At 60.7% G+C, this 24070-nt stretch carries 22 protein-coding genes; 12 read left to right on the forward strand and 10 right to left on the reverse strand.

The genetic code is table 11. The features are described 5' to 3' along the window. Window positions 1-59: 59 nt before the first annotated feature. Together M0D67_RS27630 and M0D67_RS27635 are read right to left on the reverse strand one after the other, a co-directional pair. On the reverse strand, window positions 60-1070 hold the full coding sequence (locus M0D67_RS27630; RefSeq protein ID WP_266240493.1) for a DUF2891 domain-containing protein: 1011 nt from the start codon (window positions 1068-1070) through the stop codon (window positions 60-62). Between the two features lie 10 nt (window positions 1071-1080). Further along, complete coding sequence (locus M0D67_RS27635) at window positions 1081-1233, reverse strand: DUF979 family protein (RefSeq protein ID WP_266240494.1); 153 nt, start codon at window positions 1231-1233, stop codon at window positions 1081-1083. A 202-nt stretch (window positions 1234-1435) separates the two neighbouring features. On the opposite strand from M0D67_RS27635, the gene M0D67_RS27640 reads away from it, so the two are divergent. Continuing rightward, window positions 1436-2653, forward strand: a complete 1218-nt coding sequence (locus M0D67_RS27640) for an amidohydrolase family protein (protein ID WP_266240495.1) — start codon at window positions 1436-1438, stop codon at window positions 2651-2653. Here the strand turns inward: M0D67_RS27640 and M0D67_RS27645 are convergent. After that, window positions 2622-3845, reverse strand: a complete 1224-nt coding sequence (locus M0D67_RS27645) for an amidohydrolase family protein (protein ID WP_266240528.1) — start codon at window positions 3843-3845, stop codon at window positions 2622-2624. The two genes, M0D67_RS27640 and M0D67_RS27645, sit on opposite strands and share 32 nt — an antisense overlap. A 187-nt stretch (window positions 3846-4032) precedes the next feature. Between M0D67_RS27645 and M0D67_RS27650 the strand changes: the two genes are divergently transcribed. Beyond that, window positions 4033-4914: a LysR family transcriptional regulator gene (locus tag M0D67_RS27650; RefSeq protein ID WP_266240496.1), complete on the forward strand. Its 882-nt coding sequence runs from the start codon at window positions 4033-4035 to the stop codon at window positions 4912-4914. Window position 4915: 1 nt separating this feature from the next. On the opposite strand, the gene M0D67_RS27655 is transcribed toward M0D67_RS27650, so the two are convergent. From M0D67_RS27655 to M0D67_RS27665, 3 genes are all read right to left on the reverse strand, one after another. Beyond that, entirely contained in the window at window positions 4916-5338 is a 423-nt protein-coding gene (locus M0D67_RS27655; protein WP_266240497.1) for a hypothetical protein, read from the reverse strand. 13 nt (window positions 5339-5351) lie between these two features. Continuing rightward, window positions 5352-6260 carry an NAD(P)-dependent oxidoreductase gene (locus M0D67_RS27660; RefSeq protein WP_266240498.1) on the reverse strand — a complete coding sequence of 303 codons (909 nt, stop codon included), beginning with the start codon at window positions 6258-6260 and terminating at the stop codon, window positions 5352-5354. Window positions 6261-6344: 84 nt separating this feature from the next. Continuing rightward, window positions 6345-6707, reverse strand: coding sequence for a RidA family protein (locus tag M0D67_RS27665; protein ID WP_171926147.1), 363 nt, complete (start codon window positions 6705-6707; stop codon window positions 6345-6347). Between the two features lie 544 nt (window positions 6708-7251). Between M0D67_RS27665 and M0D67_RS27670 the strand changes: the two genes are divergently transcribed. From M0D67_RS27670 to M0D67_RS27690, 5 genes are all read left to right on the forward strand, one after another. After that, a complete protein-coding gene (locus M0D67_RS27670) occupies window positions 7252-8499 on the forward strand; it encodes a D-amino acid dehydrogenase (protein ID WP_266240499.1) in 1248 nt (415 codons plus the stop codon). A gap of 305 nt (window positions 8500-8804) precedes the next feature. Further along, on the forward strand, window positions 8805-9926 hold the full coding sequence (locus M0D67_RS27675) for a branched-chain amino acid ABC transporter substrate-binding protein (protein ID WP_266240500.1): 1122 nt from the start codon (window positions 8805-8807) through the stop codon (window positions 9924-9926). Between the two features lie 284 nt (window positions 9927-10210). After that, window positions 10211-10936: a haloacid dehalogenase type II gene (locus tag M0D67_RS27680; RefSeq protein ID WP_266240501.1), complete on the forward strand. Its 726-nt coding sequence runs from the start codon at window positions 10211-10213 to the stop codon at window positions 10934-10936. Between the two features lie 104 nt (window positions 10937-11040). Then, window positions 11041-11766: a haloacid dehalogenase type II gene (locus M0D67_RS27685; RefSeq protein ID WP_266240502.1), complete on the forward strand. Its 726-nt coding sequence runs from the start codon at window positions 11041-11043 to the stop codon at window positions 11764-11766. A gap of 41 nt (window positions 11767-11807) precedes the next feature. After that, the gene (locus M0D67_RS27690; RefSeq protein WP_266240503.1) at window positions 11808-12302 is read left to right on the forward strand and encodes an Lrp/AsnC family transcriptional regulator; all 495 of its coding nucleotides are present in this window, start codon (window positions 11808-11810) and stop codon (window positions 12300-12302) included. 97 nt (window positions 12303-12399) lie between these two features. Here the strand turns inward: M0D67_RS27690 and M0D67_RS27695 are convergent, their stop codons facing one another. Continuing rightward, on the reverse strand, window positions 12400-13971 hold the full coding sequence (locus tag M0D67_RS27695; protein ID WP_171926152.1) for a PucR family transcriptional regulator: 1572 nt from the start codon (window positions 13969-13971) through the stop codon (window positions 12400-12402). Window positions 13972-14020: 49 nt separating this feature from the next. Then, window positions 14021-15310, reverse strand: a complete 1290-nt coding sequence (locus M0D67_RS27700) for an MFS transporter (protein ID WP_266240504.1) — start codon at window positions 15308-15310, stop codon at window positions 14021-14023. 263 nt (window positions 15311-15573) lie between these two features. On the opposite strand from M0D67_RS27700, the gene gabT reads away from it, so the two are divergent. The 5 genes from gabT (at window position 15574) to M0D67_RS27725 (ending at window position 21358) form a co-directional block, all read left to right on the forward strand. Further along, window positions 15574-16875 (forward strand): 4-aminobutyrate--2-oxoglutarate transaminase, encoded by a 1302-nt coding sequence (gene gabT / locus M0D67_RS27705; RefSeq protein ID WP_266240505.1) that lies wholly within the window; start codon window positions 15574-15576, stop codon window positions 16873-16875. A gap of 12 nt (window positions 16876-16887) precedes the next feature. Then, window positions 16888-18336, forward strand: coding sequence for an aldehyde dehydrogenase family protein (locus M0D67_RS27710; protein WP_266240506.1), 1449 nt, complete (start codon window positions 16888-16890; stop codon window positions 18334-18336). Further along, entirely contained in the window at window positions 18336-18674 is a 339-nt protein-coding gene (locus M0D67_RS27715) for a tRNA-binding protein (protein WP_266240507.1), read from the forward strand. Before M0D67_RS27710 ends, M0D67_RS27715 begins: the two co-directional genes overlap by 1 nt. Before the next feature lie 75 nt (window positions 18675-18749). Beyond that, window positions 18750-20363: an amidohydrolase family protein gene (locus M0D67_RS27720; RefSeq protein WP_266240508.1), complete on the forward strand. Its 1614-nt coding sequence runs from the start codon at window positions 18750-18752 to the stop codon at window positions 20361-20363. 5 nt (window positions 20364-20368) lie between these two features. Then, the gene (locus M0D67_RS27725) at window positions 20369-21358 is read left to right on the forward strand and encodes a GTP-binding protein (RefSeq protein WP_266240509.1); all 990 of its coding nucleotides are present in this window, start codon (window positions 20369-20371) and stop codon (window positions 21356-21358) included. 37 nt (window positions 21359-21395) lie between these two features. On the opposite strand, the gene M0D67_RS27730 is transcribed toward M0D67_RS27725, so the two are convergent. After that, a complete protein-coding gene (locus M0D67_RS27730) occupies window positions 21396-22718 on the reverse strand; it encodes an FAD-binding oxidoreductase (protein WP_266240510.1) in 1323 nt (440 codons plus the stop codon). After that, window positions 22718-24010, reverse strand: a complete 1293-nt coding sequence (locus M0D67_RS27735) for an FAD-binding oxidoreductase (protein ID WP_266240511.1) — start codon at window positions 24008-24010, stop codon at window positions 22718-22720. The genes M0D67_RS27730 and M0D67_RS27735 overlap by 1 nt, the downstream gene beginning before the upstream one ends. Between the last annotated feature and the right edge of the window lie 60 nt (window positions 24011-24070).

Raw genomic sequence — 24070 nt, forward strand, 5'->3', positions numbered from 1 at the left:
AACCGCTTCACGCTTGCAGCGCCGTTTTGCCTTTAATGCGGGCCCCGTCGGGCCACTGCTCACGCTTCCAATGCGAGCGTGGCGAACGTGCCCAGCCAGTGTTCGCCCATATAGTCGCCCGCCACATGCGGCAGGGCGCTCTGAAGATGCCGCTCGGCCGAATCGAACAATGCCGTCCGGCGCACGTCGCCGGCGGGCAGTGCGCGCGCCAGCGACCGCTGGCACCATGCGCGGCTCAGATTCAGACCATCCAGGTGGGCGATTTTGCCATCGGTACGGTCGGTCACGGTGACGGGTTCGAACAGCGTGGCGGGCTTCTTCGCGCCGAGATCGGGCAGAAAGCGCCTGAACCATTCGACGAATTGCGCGGGCGGTAACACGCGCCGCATCAATTCCGCTTCCATCAGGGAAGGCGACAAAAACTCGTCGCCGGCGGGCTCCCATGCCTGACAGGCGACATCGTTCAGGAACCAGCGCTCTGCCGTATTCACCAGCAGCGCCTCGAGCGATTCACGCGAAGTCTGCCGCGCGAAATCTAGCGTGAGCGCTAGCGCGAATGCCATGTTGAAGTGCGTGCCGACGCGCAGCGGGTAGGTCGCTTTCGGCAGAAATTCTTCGAAGCGGCCGACAAAAGTCTCCGTAAGCGGCGCAAAGACCTTGGACCAGCGCGCGGCCTCCGACAGCTTCAGCGAATGGAGTTGCGCGCTCAGCGCGAGCAGCCATGCCCATCCATAGGGGCGCTCGAAACCGCGATTGTGCGGCAGGTCGAGATACGCCAGCTCACCGGCCACATTCGCTTCGGTGAAATGCTCGTCGACCACCGCGACGATGCGCGCTGCTTCAGGCAGATCGGGAAAGCGGTCGAGCAGATGCAGGATCAGCCAGTAGCCGTGCACGCATGAATGCCAGTCGTAGCTGCCGTAAAAAATCGGATGCAATGCGCGCGGACCTTGCACGTCTTGCGGACCGCCGAGCGAGTGGGTCAGCTTGTTCGGATACTCGCGCGTGAGGTGGGCGAGCGCAAGATTGGCGAATTTGGACGCGAATTCGGGCGTGAGTTGGACAATCATCGGCGCCTCCTCAAAAGCGGAATACAGATAGGTACGACAGTATGATATTGACGACCGAGAATAGTAAAGCAGCCGGTCGCCGCGCCTTGATCAGGCCATTCTGGCCCTTCAGTTCCAGCAGCACGGCCGGCACGATATTGAAGTTCGGCGCCGTCGGCGCCATCAAAGTGCCGCAGAAGCCGCACAGTATGCCGATCTATCCAGAAAATGAATACAGACCATTCCAACATTTAATTTGTGGATATGTCGGCGCTCCAATATGGTTCAACGATCCATTCCACGCAGGACCATGCGGCGCAACGAACGCAACCCGATCAGGGCGCGCTGGATGAGTCCTTGAGTCCTGATTTGCAGAGGCCAGAACCATGTTCGACCGCGTATTCGTCAATGCCGTAGACGCCGACGGCAACCCGCTCAACCTCGCCGTACGTGAGGGGCGCTTTGTCGCCATCGGTCCGGAACGTCCCGCGATCGACGGCGCGGAGGTCGTTGATCTGGCCGGGCACCTGGTGTTGCCCGGGTTCGTCGATGGACATATTCACCTCGATAAAAGCTTCGTTGGCGATCGCTGGCGTCCTCATCGTCATGTCGCGAGCCTGCGTGAGCGTCTCGCTATCGAAAAGCAGGAACTGGCAAGCGCCGCGCCTATCGTCGAGCGCGCCGATGCGCTGATACGCCAGGCCGCGTCGTTCGGCACCATTGCGATGCGCAGTCATGTCGACGTCGACGCGACGACGGGTCTGACCAACCTGCATGCCGTGATGGAAGCACGCGAAAAATGGCTCGGTGTGGTGGATATCGAACTCGTTGCGTTCCCGCAGGCGGGCGTCGTGTCGTGTCCGGGCACGGCGGAAGTGCTCGATGCAGCCGCCCGTGAAGGCGCGCAGGTGGTGGGCGGAATCGATCCGACAACGCTGGATGGCGACGCCGAAGGCCAGCTCGATATTGTCTTCGGCATTGCTGAAAAGCGCGGCGTGAAGATCGATGTTCACCTCCATGAACCGGGGCAGCAGGGGATCGATCAACTGCACCGCATTGCCGCGCGTACCCACGCATCTGGGTTAAACCGCCGGGTATCGGTGAGCCACGCCTACGGGCTCGGCGACGTCGCGCCCGAGGTGGTGGATCGTGTCGCTGCCGCGCTTGCGGAAGCCGGCGTATCGATCATGACGAATGCGCCGGGCGACCGCGCGTTCCCGCCGATCCTGCAACTGCGCGCAGCCGGTGTGCGCGTGTTCACCGGTAACGACAACATTCAGGACGCATGGTGGCCGTATGGCAACGGCGACATGTTGCAACGAGCCATGCTGGTTGGTTATCGCTCCGGTTTTTATACCGATGAAGAACTGCGCGTTGCGCTCCACATGGCGACGGAAGCGGGCGCGGCCGTGCTGGAGAAAAGCAGCTACGGACTGAAGGTCGGCAATGAGGCGACCTTCGTCGTTGTGAAAGCACCGAACGCCGCCGCTGCCGTTGCTGCGGCGCCGGCTGATCGGGCCATTGTCCGAAGCGGGCAATTCTGGGGTGATTCGTCCCGTTTGCTGTTCAAGGTCACGACGGCCGGACAGGGCTTTGTCGACTGAGTGCGTCAATCAGCTCGCCGTCGCGCGCAACGATGCGTCCGTTCGCGATAACCAGGCGGCGCCTGGGCCGGGCAACCACGGCATGCGCGACGCATTCCGCATCGACCAGCACGAGGTCCGCGCGTGCGCCGACACGCAGGCCATAGTCGGCAAAACCGCAACCTCGAGCGGCAGCGTCGCTCACGCAGTCGAAGGCAATCGCGAGGTCGTCATCGCGCCGCAAGTCGTAGCGCATGCCGATCAGCATCGCGCGCTCAAGCATGTCCGGCACGCCATACGGCGACCAGGTGTCGCGAATACCATCGTTGCCGCCGAAGATCGTGATGCCTTTGTCCCTGCAAACCTTGAGCGGCGGAACGGGGCGAGACGGCGGCGCGCTGGTCAGAAGCGCTACACGCAGATGCGCGATCCGTTCGAGCAGCGCGTCGCGCTCACGTTCGGGCAATGCACCCAGGCAGAACGCGTGGCTGACGACGACCTGCCCCTGCATGCCCATCGCCTCGACGCGATCGAGCAGCAGTTTCAGCGTGAATGCGCCGACCTCACCGGGTTCGTGCAAATGGATATCGATCGGCTTGCGGTAGCGCTCCGCCAGCTCAAAGGTCGCGTTCAGCGACCCGACGGGATCGCCGTCGATCAAGGCAGGATCGAGTGCGCCGAGTACGTCGGCGCCTGCGTCGAGCGCGCTGCCGAGCAATTCGACCGTGCCGGGACGGATCAACATGCCTGACTGGGGAAACGCGACGATCTGCATGTCCAGCACATCGCGCATCGTCTGCCGCGTGCTGAGCACGCCTTCGATATAACGCAGCCCGGCGTCGGTATCCACGTCGACATGGGTACGCAGGCGCGTCGTGCCTGCCTGCACGAATGCCCGCGCCAGAGCGAGCGACTGGCTGGCCGTATCGTGTCCCGACGTCTTGCGCCATTCGCGCTCGTTGCTGATCCGGTCGGTTAGTGCGGGTCCGACCTCGTTGCGATACCACGCGCGGCCCCAGTGGCTTTTGTCGAGGTGCGTGTGCCCTTCTACGAAACCCGGCAGCAGCAAAGCGTCGCCGCCGTCTTCAGTCAGCGCGCCAGGTTGCGCTTCGACATGCGGGCCGAGCGTCGCGATGCGACCGTCGGCGATGCCTACGGAAACCGGTTGGCCGTCAGCCAGCCGGACGTTGGAGAGAAGAAGAGAGCGAGTCATGGTGGTCATGCCGATTCGACGGAAGTGGCGATACGGGCCCGCGCGCCGCTTCGTCGCGGCTGCCGAGGAATGGCTTGATGTTATCCATCTCACCCGGCATTCGAAAATTAAATGTTCAAATGCATGTTAGTTGGAAATTGGATACCATTGATTAGACATATGCCATTGTCAGGCGCTGCGAGGCTCGATGAAACCCAACGCCAAAGCGCGTACACCGCTATTCGATCTGGATCTGCTGAAGGCCATCGTCATGGTGGCCGATTGCGGCACCTTTACTGCGGCTTCCGCACGGCTTCATTCCACGCAGTCCACCGTTAGCCAGAAGGTGCGGCGTCTCGAGGATATGGCGGGGCACAAGCTACTCGAGCGCGGCAGTCGCGACGTGAGTCCGACCGATGCCGGCGAAACCTTGCTCGCCTACGCGCGCCGCATGCTTGCTCTCAACGATGAAATGATTGAAGCGCTGTCGGGCGCGACGGTGGGGCTGACTGTCCGGCTGGGCGTGCCGGAAGATTTCGTCGGCGGTCCGACAACCCATATGCTCGCCGCGTTCAACCGCAAGCATCCGCAGGTCAAGCTGGAAGTGACCAGCGGATTAAGCCGCGACCTGAGCAATAGCTACGATCGCGGCGACCTGGATCTGATTCTCGTGAAGCAGCGGCGCAATAGCCGTGAAGCCGTTGCGTGCTGGCCGGAGCAATTGAGGTGGATCGACAGTGCGAAGAACCCTTCGATCCAGCTTGATCCGATTCCGATCGTCGCATTTCCGCCGCGCGGGTTATACCGTGACGACATGACCAATGCGATCGAAGGACTCGGGCGCCACTGGCGGATGAGCTTTATCAGTTCGAGTTTGAGCGGAATCCAGGCGGCCGTTGCCGATGGTCTCGGCGTCAGTCTGCTGCCCGCGCGCGCAGTGTTGGCGGATCACGCCGTGCTGACACCGAAGAGCGGGCTGCCTTCGATCGAAACCAGGGATATCGCGCTGCTGTACCGTCCGACGGCTGATGCCGCTGTTAAGGAGTTCGCGCGTGCGTTGTCGCGTATGTTCGGGCCGCAGCGCCGGTGAGCTAGAACAACGCCAGAATCCGCTGACGTGCCTGCAACGTTTCGGAACACCAGTCCCTGAAGGGAGCAACGCGCCCGAAATTCAGGTGATACCCAAGCGAGATCACTGCACGGTGATTGAGTAACAGATCGGCTGTCGCTGGTTCGGAGTTCGTTTCCTTGATATCGGCGGCCTCGTCAATTTCGCGATTGAGCCGCAAATACTTTAGCGACTTTGCGAGTTGCGCGGGCCTCTTGCCAAGGAGCCGCGCTGCGTCGCCGAGGGGCATCCACAACGCGTTGCCATCATGTCGAACATGCAAGCGCTGACCGCTCACTCGGCATACGTAGACGATTTTTTCAAACTGACTCATTTCAACGACTCGCAAGGTGACGATGCCACGGCTGGTCTCATCTCCGTGTGTGCAAGATTCGAGGAAGGTCACCCCTCCTTCAAGCCTAACCGGCTGCGGCGATACGCCTTAAATGATCGAGCGCCTTACTCCACAACGAACAATATGCGTCCTCCGTCATATATGCTGCGTGTGACGTCAGGGTTGTGTTGGATCGTCCTGTAAGCGTGTCGTCGCGTGGCAATGGCTCTGCGTCAAATACGTCCAGAGCGGCGTGGCCCATTTGCCCGGAGTCAAGTGCCGCGATCATCGCTTTCCTGTCGATCAGTGCCGCACGAGCGGTGTTAACGAGCAGAAATCCTCTCCTGGGAAGCTGCAACAATTCCTCAGTCAACAATCCCTGCGTTTCCTTCGTAAGAGCCAGATGGATGGAGACCACGTCCGCCGTTTGAAGCGCTTTGCGTAGATCGGGTTCAAAGAAGGGAGCTGAACGGGGAGTAGCACTCCATCCGTGCACATCCATACCAAGTGCTTGCCCAAGTTCGGCCACGGCTGTCCCTACGCCACCGAGACCAAGCACCGCAAGCTTGCGCCCCTCGAGCTGCTGGCCTGACAATGGCATCCAGATTCCACCGCGCACGTCGCGATCCATTCTGGCAATCTGTCTTGCCCCCGCAAACATCAGGGCGACTGTATGTTCGGCCACGGCCCGGTCACCATAGCGCGAGACGGTCGACACAGGAACGTCAGCACTTTCTGCGGCCGTCAGGTTAATGTATGAACTCGCTCCCGTACCCATGAACACAATTTCGCGAAGCCCGGCGTTTTCACGAAACAGGGCATCTGGAACGAAACTATGTTCGACCAGGACCACATCTGCACCTTGGCACAACTGCAGCATCTCTTCGCCATCAGGACTGCCCACGTGAATGTCCAGACCCGCGGGAACCGGCAGGCGTCGTCGGGAGATCACTTCATGCAGCTCCGGGGTGCAGTCTACGAAAATCGTTCTCATCGCTGTTGGTTGTCCCGCTTTCGAATGATTGCGGTGATCTATCGGCGCAACTGCGAGTAGCTGCCGTTGCCCTCGCCATTGCGATCACGCGTCGGATGACAGATAGGCTATTGCCTGGATTTCAATCTTGTAACCATCGAAGGCGATCTTCGATTCAATACAGGCGCGGCCCGGTGCATGGCCTTCAGGAACCCATGCATCCCAGACCTCGTTGATCTCGTGGAAATAGCGAATATCGCTGAGCCATACGGTCGCAGACACCAGATTTTCCCGGTTCGCGCCGTGGACCGCGAGCAGCCGGTCGATGCGATCCAGAATCTCCGTCGTCTGGGTCTTCGCATCGGCGAACTGATTGTCGTACGCCAATTGGCCCGCGATATAAATCGTATTGCCCGCGCGTACAGCCTGGCTCATGCGCCTGGATGTTTCCGTTCGTTGAATCGTCATCGTGTCCTCTCAAGTTGACATCGTGCGTGTCGCTTACACACAGCACTGAAGACGGGGAGCGCCATTGCCTCCGCACCTCTTTTTTCCTCTGTGCAAACGCTCACGATGGTCTTCATCAGGTCCGTTGATATTTCGACCCGGTATGTCGACGGAGTGCATCGCCGCGTTAAAGGTTTGGCGGGCCGTGTGCGGTTTCGAGAGGCGAGTTTCAGTGTATTGGACTTGCACAGAAGCCAATACCGAGATCAGGACCTTTGTGGCGCAGGCCGCGCTAAATTTGCCCTATTTGCAGCATTTTCTGTTGTGGATTGGCTCGGCCGCCCCCTGTCTAACTGAGCTGGACTTGTCCGGTATTTTCTAGCGATATACCACGCAATTTCGATACTTTTTGCCGCGCCACCTCGCTACGATCAAGTCAGCGGTGGCTGAGCACTTCACTATTCACGCCACGGCAAAGTCGATTGTGGGAACACCATTCCTGGACGACCGAGGCTTCACTACAACTGGTGTCGCTGTTCGCCTGCAAACTACGTGGAAGAAACTGATGAAAGTCGTTGTACTAGGAGCGGGACTCTCGGGCGTACTCGCCGCCTACTATTTGAATAAGGACGGCTTCGACGTCACGGTGGTCGACCGGCAGCCTGTAGCGGCGAACGAAACCAGCCATGCGAACGGTAGTCTCATTTGCCTCGGACACTCGTATCCGTGGGCTTCCCCCGCAGCGCCGGGGATTCTGCTCAAATCCCTCATACGTGATGACCAGGCGTTGCGATTGAGCCTCAAGTTTTCGCCGCGCATGTGGGCGTGGCTTTTCAAGTTCCTGCTTGAATGTCCACGTAGCCGCGCCGACCGTCACGCTGCGTCGCGCCTGAGACTCGCGTCCTATTCGCAGTCGCTTATGGGCGAAGTCGTCGACGACGCGAAGCTGCAGTTCCACCATACCGATCGGGGACTGCTGTACATCTATCGCAATGAGTCGACGATGAAGCACGGTGTCGAGCAAATGCGCGTACTCGAAAACAACGGGCTTCCGATCAGGATAGTCAATCCGACGGAGGTCGCAGCTATCGAGCCGTCGCTCGAACCGGTCAAGAACGAGTTCGTCGGCGCAGTCTACGTTCCCAGCGATGGCACTGGGGACGCCAGACTGTTCACGGTCGAACTGGCGAAGGTACTTGAGGGACGGGGCGTCAAATTTCTCTATAACACCGACGTTAAAGGTCTCAACGTGGCGAGCGATCGCGTCGTTTCAGTCGAAACGTCTCGCGGCCCGATCGAGGCGGAAACGTTCGTCGTTGCAATGGGTTCCTACTCTCCGCTTTTGCTCAGACCTCATGGTATCAAGCTGGACGTCTTTCCAGTGAAGGGCTACTCCATGACCGTCCCTATCGAGAATCTGGACCAGGCGCCCGTGATTGGCGGACTCGATGAGGACAACCTCCTGGCGTTCTCCTGTCTCGGCGACAAGCTTCGGCTCACCGCGACGGCGCAATTTGTCGGCTACGACACATCGCATGCGGAGAGCGATTTCCGGCATATGACTCAGGCCGCGATAAGTCTGTATCCGACCATCGGAAATTATTCAAAGGCGAAATACTGGGCCGGATTGAGACCCGCTACGCCCGACGGCAATACCCGATTCGGCTCGGCGAAATACCAGAACCTGATTCTCAACACGGGGCAGGGGTCCATGGGTTGGACAATGGCATGCGGCAGCGGCCGGATAACGGCTGACCTCGTTGCGGGACGAAAGCCCTCCATCGACATTCGCGAGATGGCTTGGCGGAACTGACGAGTACGGCGGTTGCCCGTTGCTTCGGCAGATGCAACAGCCCCATGAGCCTCTGCCTATCGAGCACTGCGTTGCGCGCACGGGAGATAGAACCGGTCCGGTTCATCCGGGTGCACGAATCTTCGTGCATAGGCCTACCGGTGGACATTAACGTAAATAGCAGTGAAAGAGCCTTGCGTTTTCGTACGTTGAGCAGGATGGTTCGTCGAATTTGGCTGCCTATGCTCGGAATCGCTGGACGATGTCGTGTCGACTTCACCATCGAATGAGACGCACGAGCCAGTTTCCCATCCATGAGGTAACAAATGAAAACGCAATTCAATTCCGCATTTGCATTGGCCGTGTTTTTTTCCGCTATCGTTGCTCACGCCGAGGTGGTTAAGATCGGCGTGGCCGGCCCACTTACCGGGGCGCAGGCGCTCTTCGGGAAGGACAATGAGCGCGGCGTAAGGTTGGCGATCGACGATCTGAATGCATCAAATCTGAAGATCAACGGACAACTCGTTAAGTTTGAACTGATCTCGGAAGATGATCAGGCGGACCCGAAGACAGGAATGTCAATTGCGCAAAAACTTGTGGATTCTGGTGTAAAGGCAGTGATCGGCCACTACAACTCTGGTGTGATGATTCCCGCCGACCAAATTTACAATAATGCGCGCATCCCAGTGATTACCGGGGCCGCCTCCAATCCAGCGGTCACGGCGGCTGGCCTTCCGTACGTATTTCGCTTGGCGGCCAACGATAACGTCATGGGTGCCCGGATGGCGGAATTCGCCCGGAAAGAACTCAAGGCTGACAAAGTCGCTGTGATTGACGATCGCACGGCTTATGGTGCCGGTGTGGCCGACGTCTTCGTGGAGACCGCGAAGAAACTGGGGATGTCGATTACGACTCGCGAGTTCGCGACGGACAAGTCAGTTGACTTCACCGCGATCCTGAACAAGATCAAAGCCACGAAACCTGACGTGATCTTTTATGGCGGTTACTACGCTCAAGCAGCGACTGTCGGCCGTCAATCCCGTCAACTTGCGCTGACCGTTCCGATTCTTGGCGGTGACGGAATCTGCTCTGTCGAGCTTCCCAAGCTTGCCGGAGGAGCGCTTGACGGGCGAGGCTATTGCGCCCAGGGTGGTTTGCCGCTGGAGCAACTGGAGAAGGGGCCCGAATTCGCCGCTCGCTATACCAAGGAGTTTGGCAGCAAACCTGACATCTATTCGCCCGCCTTCTATTCGGCGACCATACTTGTGAGCGATGCCATGAAGCGGGCTAACTCAACCGATCCCGAGAAGTTTGTCCCCTTGTTGAAGAAAGACGCGTTCTCGACCTTGGTCGGGGCGGTCCGCTTCGATGCTTCGGGAGAATGGGCTAACGCGCCGGTTACGCTGTACAAGATTGCTGACGGGAAGTTGAACCAGATCCGGCAATAGGGTTATCCCGCGATACCGGGCGGGATAAGCGATTGACGGGTTCCGGCGGAGGAGCGGCGCGAGGGTCCGGTTCGTGTCGGGTCCCCGACAACCAGGGGGTACCCACAGTAAGGTATCCAGCGATCGCCTTTTGCTAACATGCCAGGCAGAAGCCAGCAGCAGATTCTGCTGCTGGTGTGCGGACGAGCAACAGAGATTGCCGATGCGGTGGGCAACATAAGTAACGGTTGCTGAGCGTGCCCAATAGACTATGTCTAGCTCACCAACCAACAGGAGGAGTTACTGTGAAACTGACCGACTTCGATACACTGACTTTCGATTGCTACGGCACGCTCATCGACTGGGAAACGGGTATTTTCGAGGGGTTGCGTCCTCTGCTCGAACGCGTCAACCCGCCGCTGACGCGGGATCAGGTTCTTGAAGCACACGCACGTCATGAGTCGTCGCAGCAGGCCTACACGCCGGCGAAGCGTTACCAGGAACTGCTGCCGATCGTGTACAAGCGATTCGCCGAGGAATGGCAGGTGCCTTTCACGTACGAGGAGTGCCTCGCCTACGGCAAGTCCGTACGCAATTGGCCGGCGTTTGAGGACTCGGCGAGCGCGCTGCAGTATCTGAAGAAGTACTACAAACTGGTCATCCTGTCGAACATCGACAATGACAGCTTCACGTACAGCAACGCGAAGCTTCAGGTCGAATTCGACGCGATCATCACCGCAGAGGACGTCGGCTCCTATAAACCGTCGCCGCGAAACTTCGAGTACATGCTGGACAAGCTGGGCGCCCGCGGTATCCGGAAGGAGAAGATCCTCCACACCGCCGAGAGTCTGTTCCACGATCACAAGCCCGCGAACGCGTTCGGGCTTGCATCGTGCTGGATCTATCGCCGCCATTCGCAAACCGGTTTCGGTGCGACGATGAACCCCGGTGAGCAACCCACCGTGAACTTCCGTTTCAACAGCATGGCCGAATTCGCGAAGGCTCACCAGGAAGCGCTGCTGCAGAAGTAAGTAGTCGATAAATTTACCGGCCCTTGTGCCGGTTTGATTTGCCGCGCCAGTGCCGGCGCGGCGAGTTCCGCGCAAGCCGGAACACCCCAGTTAAGGAGCCCTTCATGCGGCTGACGGATTTTAAGGCCCTGACATTCGACTGCTACGGCACCCTGATCGACTGGGAATCGGGCATCGTCGCGGGCCTGTCAGCATTGGTCTCATCGCTTGACCCGCCATCGACGCGCGACCAGGTGCTGGAAGCGCACGCCCGTCACGAGTCATATCAGCAGAACGCGACGCCCGACATGCCGTACAACCGGCTGCTCGAGGTAGTCTACAAACGGCTCGCGGAGGAGTGGGGCGTCAGCTACACGCGCGAGCAGGCGGAGGCTTATGGTCGTTCGGTGCGCGATTGGCCCGCCTTCCCGGATTCGGCAAGTACGCTGCAGTATTTGAAGAAGTACTTCAAGCTGGTCATCATATCGAACGTGGATAACGAGAATTTCACATACAGCCGCGCCAAGCTGCATGTGCCCTTTGACGTTGTCGTCACGGCTGAGGATGTGGGAAGCTACAAGCCGTCGAGCCGTAATTTTGAATATATGCTCGACGTGCTGTCGACACTCGGTGTGCGTAAGGACGAAATCCTGCACGTCGCGGACAGCATGTACCACGATCATGAGCCAGCCAACCGGTTGGACATTCGTTCATGCTGGATTCATCGGCGCTTCGAGCAGCGCGGGCTCGGTGCGACGATGCGCACATTCGCGGAGCCGTCTGTCGATTTCAGGTTCACCAGCATGGCGCAGTTCGTCAAGGCACATCACGAGGAGCTTTCCCGCGTGTAGCGGGGACGCCGGTTCGCCCGCCGATTCGAGAACAGAACGATATGAGCAACCGACCAAAACTCGACCGGATCGACATCAAGATCCTTGCCGAATTGCAGAGGAACGGCAACATCACCAACGCGAATCTCGCGGCCGCGGTTGGCCTTTCTGCGAGCCCGTGCCTGCAGCGCGTCAAGCGTCTTGAATCAGCCGGTGTGATTTCGGGCTACGGTGCTCACGTGAATGTCGCGAAAGTGACCAGCATCGTGTCAGTGTTCACGGAAATCATGCTGCATGACCATCGGCGCGAGGATTTTGTGCGCTTCGAAGCGAACGTGCGCGATTTCGACGAGATTACCGAATGTCACCTGGTGAGCGGTGGGTACGACTACCTGCTTAAGTTCGTCGTCAAGGACATCGGTCACTACCAGGAAGTGATTGAACGCCTGCTCGACCGCAATCTCGGCATCGAGAAGTATTTCAGTTACATCGTGATCCGTTCGCCGTTCGTCAAGCACGGAGTGCCTCTCGACAAGTTGCTGACAGATAACGACTGAAGCTGCGCAGTGGTCGTGGTTGGAACACTGGCCAATCTCCCGTATTAAAGCGTGGCGTTGCCCTGAAATCTTCCTGCGCAATGTATGAAATCAGCGTCTATTCCTCGCGAAGCCGATACAGCTCAATGGCGAACTGCAACTGAAAACGAATACGAGGATCCTCAAGCGATACGCCGAGCGTGCTCTCGATTCGCTCGACACGGTAGCGCAGCGTGCTAATGTGGATGCCGAGTGCCTTTGCTGTGTTCGCAAGTTGGAAGCCCTCGTCGGCAAGCGTGCCGAGCGTATCGAGTAGCGGTTCGCCGCGCCGCTTCTCCGCCAGTGGCAGCACGAGCCGCTCGACTAGCAAATCGCGCGCGTCCGCTTCGCCCATCAGTGCGCGCGGGAAGAGGATCTCGTCGAAGTGATGCAGCCGGCCGGCCCGCAGCGTCGGAACTAGCGCCTCGACGTCCTTCGCGCCGAGGGCCATGCCTTTCACGCCGCTGTGTACGCGACTCACCGCCATCGCTGCGCGCCGGTCGGTTACGGCTTCCCAAAGTGCCGCCACCGATGCGTCTGCTGGCAAGATTAACCGGATCTGGTTCAGCCAGATTCCGAGCAATTCCGGCATTCCCTTCGCACGCAACTGGCGCTTCAGTGCATTGACCCAGCGTTCGCGGCGTTCGAGTCCTTCGGTCGTCAACGGGATCGGCTCGTCAATCAGCACGAGTCCAATTCGATACGGGGCGGCTTCGCTCCAGCCGAATACGCGAGCCCGTTCGAGGGCGCTCGCCGACGTGGTGAATTCGCCGTCGAGCAGGCTCGCGACGAGCGCATAGCCGAGCCGGTCTTCCTGCTGTGCGAGCGCTCGCTGGTGCATCATGTGAAGCGCCGCCACGACACTCGCGTGCTCGATAGCGCGTGCGTCCAGCTCATCGGTCTCGTCGTCGGCGAGATCGAGCCAAATGAGCGCGACCACCGTGTCCTGCAGACGCACCGGGTGGCAGAGCCGTTGTGCGTCGCCGTCCGCCGTTGCGAATGCAAGCTTTGTCGGGCGATTCGCGGGCCCACGGTAATGGGAAGGGAGGTCCACACGCGTTGCGTCGAGGAACTGCGGCTCGAGAGCCGCCAGCGCGCCGACGTCGCTAATGGAACTGCCGAGCACATGGCCTGCAGGATCGGTGAAAGTCACCGCTCGCCCGAGCAGACTGCTCAATGCGCGCGCAATATCAGACAGGCTCGTCGCGGACACTGCTGCATTCGTGAGCGCACGGTGCAACTGCTCTGAGCGTTCTATGATCGCGCCCTGGAAGTTGATGATCTTCGCGAGGATCTCATGCGTGACATCGCTAAACTGCACCGCCCATGGCAACTCCAGCAGAGGCAACCCGACGCGGTTCGCTTCTTCGAGCGCCTCGGTTGGGAAATGCTCGCGGAAATTCGGCACTGCGAGTACGACCCCGGCGAGTCCGATCGCGCTCAGATCCCGGACGAGTTGGCGCGAAGCGGTCTCGTCTCCGGGCCAGTTATAGCCCGTCGATAGTAGAAGCTCGCCCGATTTCACCCAGTTCGCAATGTCCGGGTGATCGACCATATGCACCCAGGTGATCTCGCGCTGAAGATTCTTGCCGCCGGCGACGACTTGGGCGTCCCGCAGCACGGTTTCGCGAATTGCGGTCTCGAGTTTCATCGCGGCTCCCCGGGAACGACGCGGCGGGGCGCCGCGAAGTCTAGCAAGATCAGGTGCCGCGCGGCTGGCGGTAGCCGAACAGCACGCCGAGCAAGCTGAATGCGGCTGCGAACATCACGTAGAACGCGGGCGCCATCGCGGTGCCGGTTCTGCTGATCAGCCAGGTCAGGATCAGCGACGCGAAACCGCCGAACGTCATCACGGCGAGGTTGTACGCGACCGACAGCCCGGTCGACAGCACCTTGGCCGGGAACGTTTCGGAAAGCGCGGCGAGAATCGGGCCGGTGTACACCGCAATCAGCACGCCGAACACAGCCTGGAATACGCACAGCGTGGCAAGCGACGGCGCCGACACAATCATCACGAACAGCGGCCATGCGAGGATGAGCATCGCGGCCGACGCCCCCCCGAGCAGCCATTTCCGCCCGATTCGATCCGACCACCAGCCGGTGATGGGCGAACACACGGTGATCACGCTTCCACCGACCATTGCGGCGATGAATGACGCGGACGCCGGCAGCTTCAGCACTCTGACCGAGAAGGTCGGCATGTAGAACAGAATCACGTAGATACATACAGTCCACAATACGACCATCGCGAAACTCGCGAATGCTTGCCACGGATAATCGCGCAGCACATCCGCGAGCGGTGTCTTCGACTTGTCTGTCGTTTGCAGGAACACCGGCGTTTCTTCGAGGTTGCGCCGGATGAAAAAGCCTATCGGCCCGATCAGCAGGCCGCAGAGGAAGGGAATACGCCAGCCCCAGTTCTCGACGTCGGCCGCCGACAGGCCAAGCGTAATGCCGGTGCCAAAGCACGCGCCGAGCAGCACCGCGAAGCCGATGCTCGTCTGGATCCAGCTCGAGTAGTACGCTTTCTTGCCAGGCGGTGCGTGCTCGGTGAGGAAGGCCGTTGCCGTACCCATCTCGCCGCCCGCGGAGAAGCCCTGCAGCAGCCGCGCCAGCACGATGAGACAGGGGGCTGCAACGCCGATTTGCGAATAGGTCGGCGCAAGGCCAATCAACGCGGTGCCGGCGCACATCAGCAAAATTGTCAGCGAAAGCGCGGCCTTCCGGCCGGCGCGATCCGCGTAGATCCCGATCAGGATGCCGCCAAACGGCCGCACAAGAAACCCGACGCCGAACGTTGCAACCGACAGCATCAACGACGTCAGTTCGTTGCCCGTTGGAAAGAACAGCTTCGCGATAATGATGGCGAAGAAGCCATAGACCATGAAGTCGAACCATTCGAATCCGTTGCCGAGCACGGTCGCGACGATAGCGCGTCGTCGCGCAGTGCGGTCCTCTTCGTAGCCTGCGGACAGTTGCACGGTATTCATTTCCACCACTCCTGATTTGTAATATCTGCGACGGCGTCGAGCCGGGGGACGGGGCAGCGCGGCGCACCCGTTCACAGCCATTGGACTTAGCCACAAATCGCATAACTACCCACCAGAGAGAGGAAAAACGAAGCCTACCTTCGCATGAAAGATAGAAGAATCTTTGAAAGAGGGGAAGGAATACGCAGATTTTCCTATTTTAAGTAGGTATTCCCGGCCGTTCTGGCTCCCTACCATGGGGACATTCTATGGAGGTGAACCTGATGAGCAGTCGAGAACTGAATACGACCAGCCAACTGGCCGCGATGCGGCAAACGTATGTGGCACGCGGCGTCGCGACCGCGCATCCGATTTTTGCGCAGCGTGCGACCGGCTCGTACTTGTGGGACGAGGACGGCCTGAAGTATCTGGATTTCGTCGGAGGCATTGGTGTCCTGAACGTCGGGCACAACCACCCGGCGGTCGTCGCAGCCGTCCAGCAGCAACTGGAGTCGTTCTCCCACGTGTGCTTTCAGGTGGTCGCTTACGAGCCGTACGTTCGTCTTGCTGCGCGACTGTCAGAACTTGTTGCACCCGGGCAGGGTTACAAGTCGGCATTCTTCACGACGGGCGCTGAGGCTGTCGAGAATGCGATCAAGATCGCACGTGCTTACACGAATCGGCCTGGCATCATCGCGTTCCGCGGTGGCTTCCACGGCCGTACGCTGATGGGGATGACGCTGACCGGAATGAGTGCCCCGTACAAACAGAACTTCGGGCCGTTCGCGCCGGATGTCTATCACGCTCCGTATCCGAACGCGTACCACGGCGTGTCGTCGGACGACGCGCTTGCCGCGCTCGAGCAGATCTTCACGACGCAGATTGCCGCAGAGCGCGTCGCGGCGATCATCCTCGAGCCGGTGCAGGGTGACGGTGGTTTTCTCGCAGCGCCGCCGGAATTCATGCAGGCGTTGCGCGCGCTTACTCAGCGTCACGGGATCGTGCTGATCGCGGACGAGATCCAGACGGGCTTCGGCCGTACCGGGCAGATGTTCGGTTTCCAACATTCCGGTATCCAGCCCGACCTTGTGACGGTCGCAAAGAGCCTCGCGGGGGGACTGCCGCTTTCAGGCGTCGTCGGCCGGGCGGACATGGTCGACGCCCCACTGCCGGGTGGGCTCGGCGGTACGTATGGCGGCAATCCGCTCGCTTGCGCGGCGGCGAACGCGGTACTCGACCTGTTCGAGCGTGAGAACGTTATCGAACGCAGCCGCGAGATCGGCGCGCAGCTCCGCGAAGGACTCCTGGTACTCGCCGAGGCGCACGACGAGATGGGCGAAGTTCGCCAGACGGGTTCGATGGTGGCGGTCGAGTTCGTGACGGATCGACGCACGAAGACTCCCGCGGCTGCACTCGTGCAGCGCGTGCTCGATGCAGCGCGCGACGAAGGCTTGCTGCTGATCAAGTGCGGCGTCGAACGCAACGTTGTCCGTTTCCTCGCGCCGCTCACGACGTCGGCGCAGGATGTGACAGACGCGCTGGCTATGTTCGGGCGCGCAGTCACTACCGCGAAGCGCGCAGCTTGAACGATGCACGCGATGCACGCCCACGAGGTCGTCCCGCAATGGCATGCGCGTCTGGCGGGTGTGCTCGATCGCATTCCGGCGACATTTCCAGTCGTCAACCCGGCTACAGGACTCGTCATCGCACAGGTGTCGGCATGCGGGAGACAGCAGGCGCTACTGGCGATCGAGGCGGCGTGTTGCGCCGCGAGTCCATGGCGTGAAACCACTTCCGGGGTTCGCAGCACTCTGCTGAGGAAATGGGCGGCACGGCTCGTCGACGACGCCGGTCGCGTCGCAACGACGGTGACACTCGAGACCGGCAAGCCGATCGGCGAGGCGCGGCGAGAGGTCAGCGACGCGATCCGCGCGATCGAGTGTTATGCCGAGCAGAGCAGGCTGACGGAGGTGGCGGCTGTCACGGAACACCTTGGTGAGCGGAGGCTCGAGCACCGGTTGCGGCCTATTGGCCCGGTAGCCGCGATCACCAACTGGTGCCAACCAGTGCTGACGACGGTGCGCCGGGTCGCGCCTGCGCTCGCCGCAGGTTGCCCCGTGATCCTGAAGCCGTCGTCCCGCGCGCCGCTGAGCGCGTTGACAGTGGCGAGCCTGTGGGATGCCGTCGGCGGCCCGACTGGCACGCTGCAAGTGTTGACGACAGACGACTCCGTTACCGCGGCTGATGAGTTCATGGCCGACGCACGCATCGGCATGGTTTCGTTCATCGGAGGCCGAGATGTTGGCCAGCACCTGGCGCGCAAATGCGCTGACGCGTGCAAGGACGTGTTGCTTGAAGTAGACGGCCAGATGCCGTTCGTCGTGCTGGCGGATGCCGATCTCGAACGCGCGGCGGATGCGCTCGTCACCGTCACGTTTCTGCGTAATGCGGGACAGGATTGTACGAGCGCGAACCGGCTCTATGTCGACGAGCGTGTTGCGGAGCATCTGGTTCGCGCGGTGGTCGTGCGTACGGCCGAATTGCGCTGCGGTGACTCGCTCGATGCGCGGACCCAGGTTGGGCCATTGGTCGACAGCCTGACTTTGAACATCATCGACGAACAGATTGAGGACGCGGTATGCGACGGCGCGCGGGTCGTGATTGGGGGCAGGCGCCTGGGCGGTTTGTACTTTGCGCCGACCGTGATTGATCACGTGCGGCCCGGCATGCGAATTGTCGAGGACGCACACGCGGGGCCGCTGCTGCCGGTACTGCGGTTTGCCGAGACAGAAGAGATGGTCGAGATGGCGACGTCGACCGGAAGGGGGCGGGCGGCATGGATCTGGTCCGGGGACCATGTGGCCGCACGCCGCCTGGCAACCGAACTTGGATACGACGACGTATGGATTAATGATGCCGGAGAAGCTCATGCCGACCGAGCCGGTTCCAGCGTCGTCTGGTCTGAAACCGGCGAGGTCGCGCGTTACGTCAGATCCATGATGATCGCATCGAACTTGTGTGCAATGGAAACTAATCGAGAGAGATGATGAGTGAAGGCAGTGCGTATGAAGCGTTCAATCAGGTCGACCTGCGTGTCGGCAAGGTCGTGCGTGTGGAACTCAACCACGAAGCGAAGAAGCCGGCGTACAAGCTCTGGATTGATTTCGGCGAACTGGGCGAGCGCACGACGAGTGCGCAATATACGGAGTTGTACCAGCCGGAGCAGCTCGTCGGGAGGTCGGTCGTCTGCGCGGTCAATCTCGGCACGCGCCGGATCGCCGGCTTCAAGTCTGAGGTGTTGATGCTCGGCGTCGAGCGGTCCGAAGGCGCCGTCGCGTATCTGACAACCGAGCGTGACGTCGCACCTGGCACAAAAGTTTTCTGACGTCGGCACACGCCGCGCTATCTGAAATCGCATCACACGTGCCGCATGGCACGTGACGAGATATCTGGAGGTGACATGACGAACCCCTCAAAGGCCGCGATCGAGGTGGGCGAGGAGATGGTCGCGGGTTTCGGCCGCAAGGGACTGGGGCAACTCCGGCCGTCGACTACGAGGGATCGCGGCGAAGGGCCGTTCGGACGGCTCGTGCTGCGCGGCGCGATGGTCATCGACGGAACGGGTGCGCCGCCGTGGGGACCGGCCGACATTGTCATCGAGGGCGACCGGATCGTCACGATCGCCGCGGTCGGCGTGCCTGGTTTGCCGATCAACGATACTCGCCGGCCAGCCGAGGGGGACCGCGAAATCGACTGCGCCGGCAAGTTCCTTACCCCCGGCTTCATTGACAGCCATGCACACATCGGCACGCCGTTCCATGCGGAAAGTGGCGAGATGATGCCTGCGGACTATGTCTACAAACTCTGGCTCGCACACGGCGTTACCTCCGTTCGCGAGGCTGGCTGCATGAACGGACTTGCGTGGACGCGTGAGCAGGAAGACGCGTCGGAAGCGAACCGGATTGCGGCGCCGCATCTGCATCCTTATGTCTATTTCCCGGCTGTCAACGACTACCTGAAGACGATCTACAACCCCGACGAGGGCCGTGAATGGCTCAGGCAGGTGCGGGACAAGGGTGCTGAAGGTGTGAAGTTCTTCGGTGCCCCACCGGCGATCATGCAGGCTGCGCTCGACGAATGCGCAAAACTCGGCTTGCGGACATGCTGTCACCACGCGCAATTGTCCGTGGGGCGGATGAATGCGCTGAGGACAGCGCAGTGGGGGCTGACGAGCACCGAGCACTCGTATGGCTTGCCCGAAGCGTTGTTCGACGGCCGTACGTTGCAGGACATCGACGACAACTACAACTATAACGACGAGTATTTGCGTTTCGCGACGGCTGGACAGACATTCCTGCAGGCCGCGCGCCGAGGCAGTCGCAAGTGGGACGACGCGCTCGCTGCGTTTCTCGAGGCTGGCCATACGTTCGTGCCGACAATGAACGTCTACGACAGCAACCGCGATCTCATGCGCGCGCGCCGCGCCGAATGGCATGAAGCCTACACGGATAGCACGACATGGAAGTACTTCCAGCCGCAGCGTGGCGGTCATGGCGCCTATTTCTATCGCTGGTCGGTAAAGAACGAGGTTGAATGGCGCGAAAGCTTCCGTATCTGGATGACATTCCTCAACGACTACAAGAATCGCGGCGGTCGCGTATGTATTGGAAGCGACTCGGGTTTCATGTTCCAGATCTACGGTTTCGGCTTCGTGCGCGAGCTCGAACTCTTGCAGGAGGCAGGCTTCTCACCGCTGGAGGTGTTGCGTGCAGCGACGCTGCATGGTGCGGAACTGCTCGGCATCGACCATGATACCGGCACGCTCGAAGTCGGTAGTCGTGCTGACCTGCTTGTGCACGACCAGAATCCATTGTCCGATTTCAAGTTGCTGTACGGTACGGGTGCACTGCGGTTGAACGACGGGCGTGGCGCTCTTGAGCAGCAGCGCGCGTTGCGGTTCACGATCAAAGGCGGCATCGTGTTCGACGTTGCGGAATTGCTGGCGGATGTCCGGGTGATGGTTGCGGCAACCTGGCCGAATGGCGAGGGGCCATTCGACAGCAGGGCGGAGTGAAAGGGATGGGTGCGCCGACGCAACTGGTGATTCTCGCGGGCCTGCTTGGGAGCGGGAAGACGTCGCTCGTTGAGGCCTTTCTAGACGGCACGAGCGTTGACACGGCGACAGCGGTGATTGTCAACGAGGTCGGCGCAGTCAACATTGACGGGGCTGTATTGTCGGAATCCGCGCATGGCGCCACGGTGGCGACGCTGAGCAACGGGTGCGTATGCTGCTCGTTGACCGACGACCTGGTGACGACGATTAGCGATCTGGCCGCCACACGTGAGCAGTTGTTACTGCCACCGTTTGAACGAATAGTGCTCGAATGCAGTGGATTATCGAAGCCTGGGCAAGTGATGCTCGCGTTGAATCAGCTAGCGGAATTAAAGCTTCGCGTTCATGTTGTCGTCACTTACGACTGCAGTCGTCCACCTGCCGACTATGGCGACTCTGATGATGCGGTGGCGCAGCTTGTTGCCGCTCATACGATCGTACTGACCAAGACCGACATTGTCATTCCGTCCCTCCGGACACTTGCGGGAGACACCGCGCGAACGCTGAATCCGCTCGCTCGTGTGATTGACGAATTTTCGCTTTCGGCGCGCGCGCGGGAGGCGTTTCGCGATTTCGGGGATGTGTTCGCCGCTGGCTCATCCCTCGTCGACGAGCAAGTGTTCAGACCGCGAGCGTTAATTCACCCTCGCGTGCAGGTGTTTCGAGCGCGGTTCGTTTCGCAGGCAGACTGGCAGGATGTGCTCGACTGGCTCGAGAACATTGCCGGCGCGACGGGGGAGCGCCTGTTGAGGATGAAGGCGATTGTCGCGGGAGCGTCGTCTTCCGATCGAGTTCTCTTGCAGAGCGTTGGCACGACGTTCGCGGCGCCGCGCAGGCTGGCGCCGGGCAGCGCATCAGAGACGACGGCGATCTTCATTGTTCGCGATTTCGCACTCGAAGATATCCAGGGCATCGAGTCGACGTTTGAAGTGGCGTGGAGCGCTCTACGCAGCTAGACCACGAGAGGACAACAACCGGCGCCTGAAAATCTTCCTAGAACAACTCCAGAATCCGGTGATACATCATCCCGAGTTCAAGCGCCGGCCCGCGCAATGCCGGCCCACCCGGAAAGCGCGCATGCCGCAACTGCGCGAACAGATCGAAGGCTGCGGTATCACCGGCCATGGCTTTAGCAATCATGCGCCCAGCAATCCCGGTCAACGCCACGCCGTGACCTGAAAAGCCCTGTACGTAGAAGTAGTTCGGATCGATCGAGCCGAAATCGGGTGCACGATTGCGCGTCACGTCGACAAAACCGCCCCACGCATAGTCGATTCGCACATCGCCTAGCTGCGGGAACACGCTGATCATGCGCTTGCGGATTTCCTCGCCGAGTTGCACGGGCGACGCGCCGGTCGAACTCGCGCGGCCACCGAACAGCACGCGATGATCAGCCGACAGACGGAAGTAATCGAGGAAGAAGTTGTTGTCGCAAATCGCCTCGCGTCCTTTGATCAGTGCGTCGGCGCGCGCCTGACCGAGCGGTTCCGTCGCAACGATATAGGACGCGATCGGCGCGATGCGTGCGGCCACCGGCGCCGGCAACACGTCGCCGATCGTGGCATTGCCGCATGCCGCGACGAAGCGGCAGCGTACCTCGCCATTAGCGGTCCGCACGACGGGCCGTGCACCACGCACGACTTCGATCACCGGCGAATGCGCGAACAGTTGCGCACCTTCACGACGTGCCGCATCGGCGAGACCGAGGCAGTATTTGAGCGGATGCAGATGACCGGAAAACGGATCGTAGACGCCCGCCAGATAACGTTGCGAAGCGACGCGTGAACGCACTTCATCGGTATCGAGCCACGAGAGTTTCGTATAGCCCCAGCGTTGCGACGCCGATTCCATCCACGAACGCAAATCCGGCACACGCTTCGGTTTGGTGGCCACCGTGAGATAGCCGGAGGTGAAATCGCAATCGATGCCGTAGCGTTCGATGCGCTCGCGCACGAGAGCCACGCCTTCCACCGACATCGCCCACGCGGCGCGTGCGCCGTCGAGTCCGAGTTGCCGTTCGATGATCTCGTCTTTCGCGAATCCCACCAACGTCTGGCCGCCGTTGCGACCCGACGCGCCCCAACCGGGACGATGCGCATCGAGCACAACCACCGACAATCCGCGCGCCCGGCATTCCAACGCCACCGACAAACCGGAGAAGCCCGCGCCGATCACGCAGACGTCGGCCTCCAGCGTGCCGTCGAGCATCGGATCGTCAGCCGGCGGACGCGCGGCGCTCGCCTCGTAGTAGGAGTTGGCGATCAGCGCATCGGCGCGGTGGTCGAGGGTGTTGAAACCAGGAGTCGGTGCATTCATCAAAGCAGGTCCTTCATTCGATACCAGGCCATCGCAAGTACGAGGGCAGGGGTGCGCAGTGTAGCGCCGCCGGGGAAGTCGCGGTGACGAATCTTGCCGAACAGATCGAAGCGCGAGGCCTGACCGTCGATCGCTTCGGCGATCAGCTTGCCCGCGAGCCCGGTGGTGTTCACGCCGTGGCCGGAGAAACCCTGCGCGAAATATACGGTGGGCGATAGCCGGCCGAAATGCGGCGCGCGATTCATCGTAATGTCGACGAAGCCGCCCCACGCATAGTCGATTTTGACATCGTCGAGTTGCGGGAAAGTCTTCAGCATATCGCGGCGCATCGCTTCACCGAGGTTGCGCGGCGCGAACGTCGAATAGCTGACTTTGCCGCCCCACAGCAAGCGATTGTCCGGGGCAGGGCGGAAATAGTCCAGCACGAAGCGGCTGTCGCACACGGCCGCTTTCGCCGGCATCAGCGCTTCCGCGCGATCGGGGTCGAGCGGTTCGGTGGCGATCACGTAGGTGCCCACCGGCATGATCTTGCTGGCGAGATCCGGCGCGAGTTGGCCGAGATAGGTGTTGCAGGCGAGCACGACGAATTGCGCATTGACCTTGCCGCGCGCGGTTTCGGCCACATGCCGGCCGTTTTCCTGGCGCAACGCGGTGACGCAACTGTCTTCGAAAATCTGTACGCCGGCCTCGCGTGCCGCGCGCGCCAGACCGAGTGTGTAATTCAGCGGATGCAGATGGCCGCTGTCCGCATCGAACAATCCACCGAGGTAGCGTTGAGATTGAACATAATCGCCGACGCCATCGGCGTCGACATAGCTGAAGCGGTCATAGCCGAAGCGCCGTTGCGCTTCGTCGCGCCATTTCTGGAGCGCGTCTGTATCGCGCGGCTTGTTCGCCGCGGTCAGGTAACCGATGGTCAGGTCGCAGTCGATCTGATGCTTCGCGACGCGTTCCTTGACGATATCCAGGGTTTCGAGCCCCATGTCCCAAACACGCTTCACGTCATCCGCGGGCATGAACTTCGCGAATGTGTCGATATCGCAGGCAAAGCCGCCGATCAACTGGCCACCATTGCGGCCGCTCGCGGCCCAGCCGACTTTCGATGCTTCGAGCACCGCGACCGAATGACCGCGCTCGGCGAGGTTCAACGCGGTCGAGATGCCGGTGAGGCCCGCGCCGATCACACAGACGTCGACGTTGAGCGTTTCTTCGAGGGGAGGGTGGCGGGTGGTGTCGTTTGCGGTTGCTGCGTAATACGAGGCGACGTGAGGCTGGTTCGAGAATTGGAGCATAGGCAGAGCATGCAGAAGAGGCCTTGGCGCGTGGCCCGTAGTGAAGCCGGGCCACGCGAT

The organism is Paraburkholderia sp. SECH4 (assembly GCF_030511745.1).
GTDB lineage: Bacteria > Pseudomonadota > Gammaproteobacteria > Burkholderiales > Burkholderiaceae > Paraburkholderia > Paraburkholderia madseniana.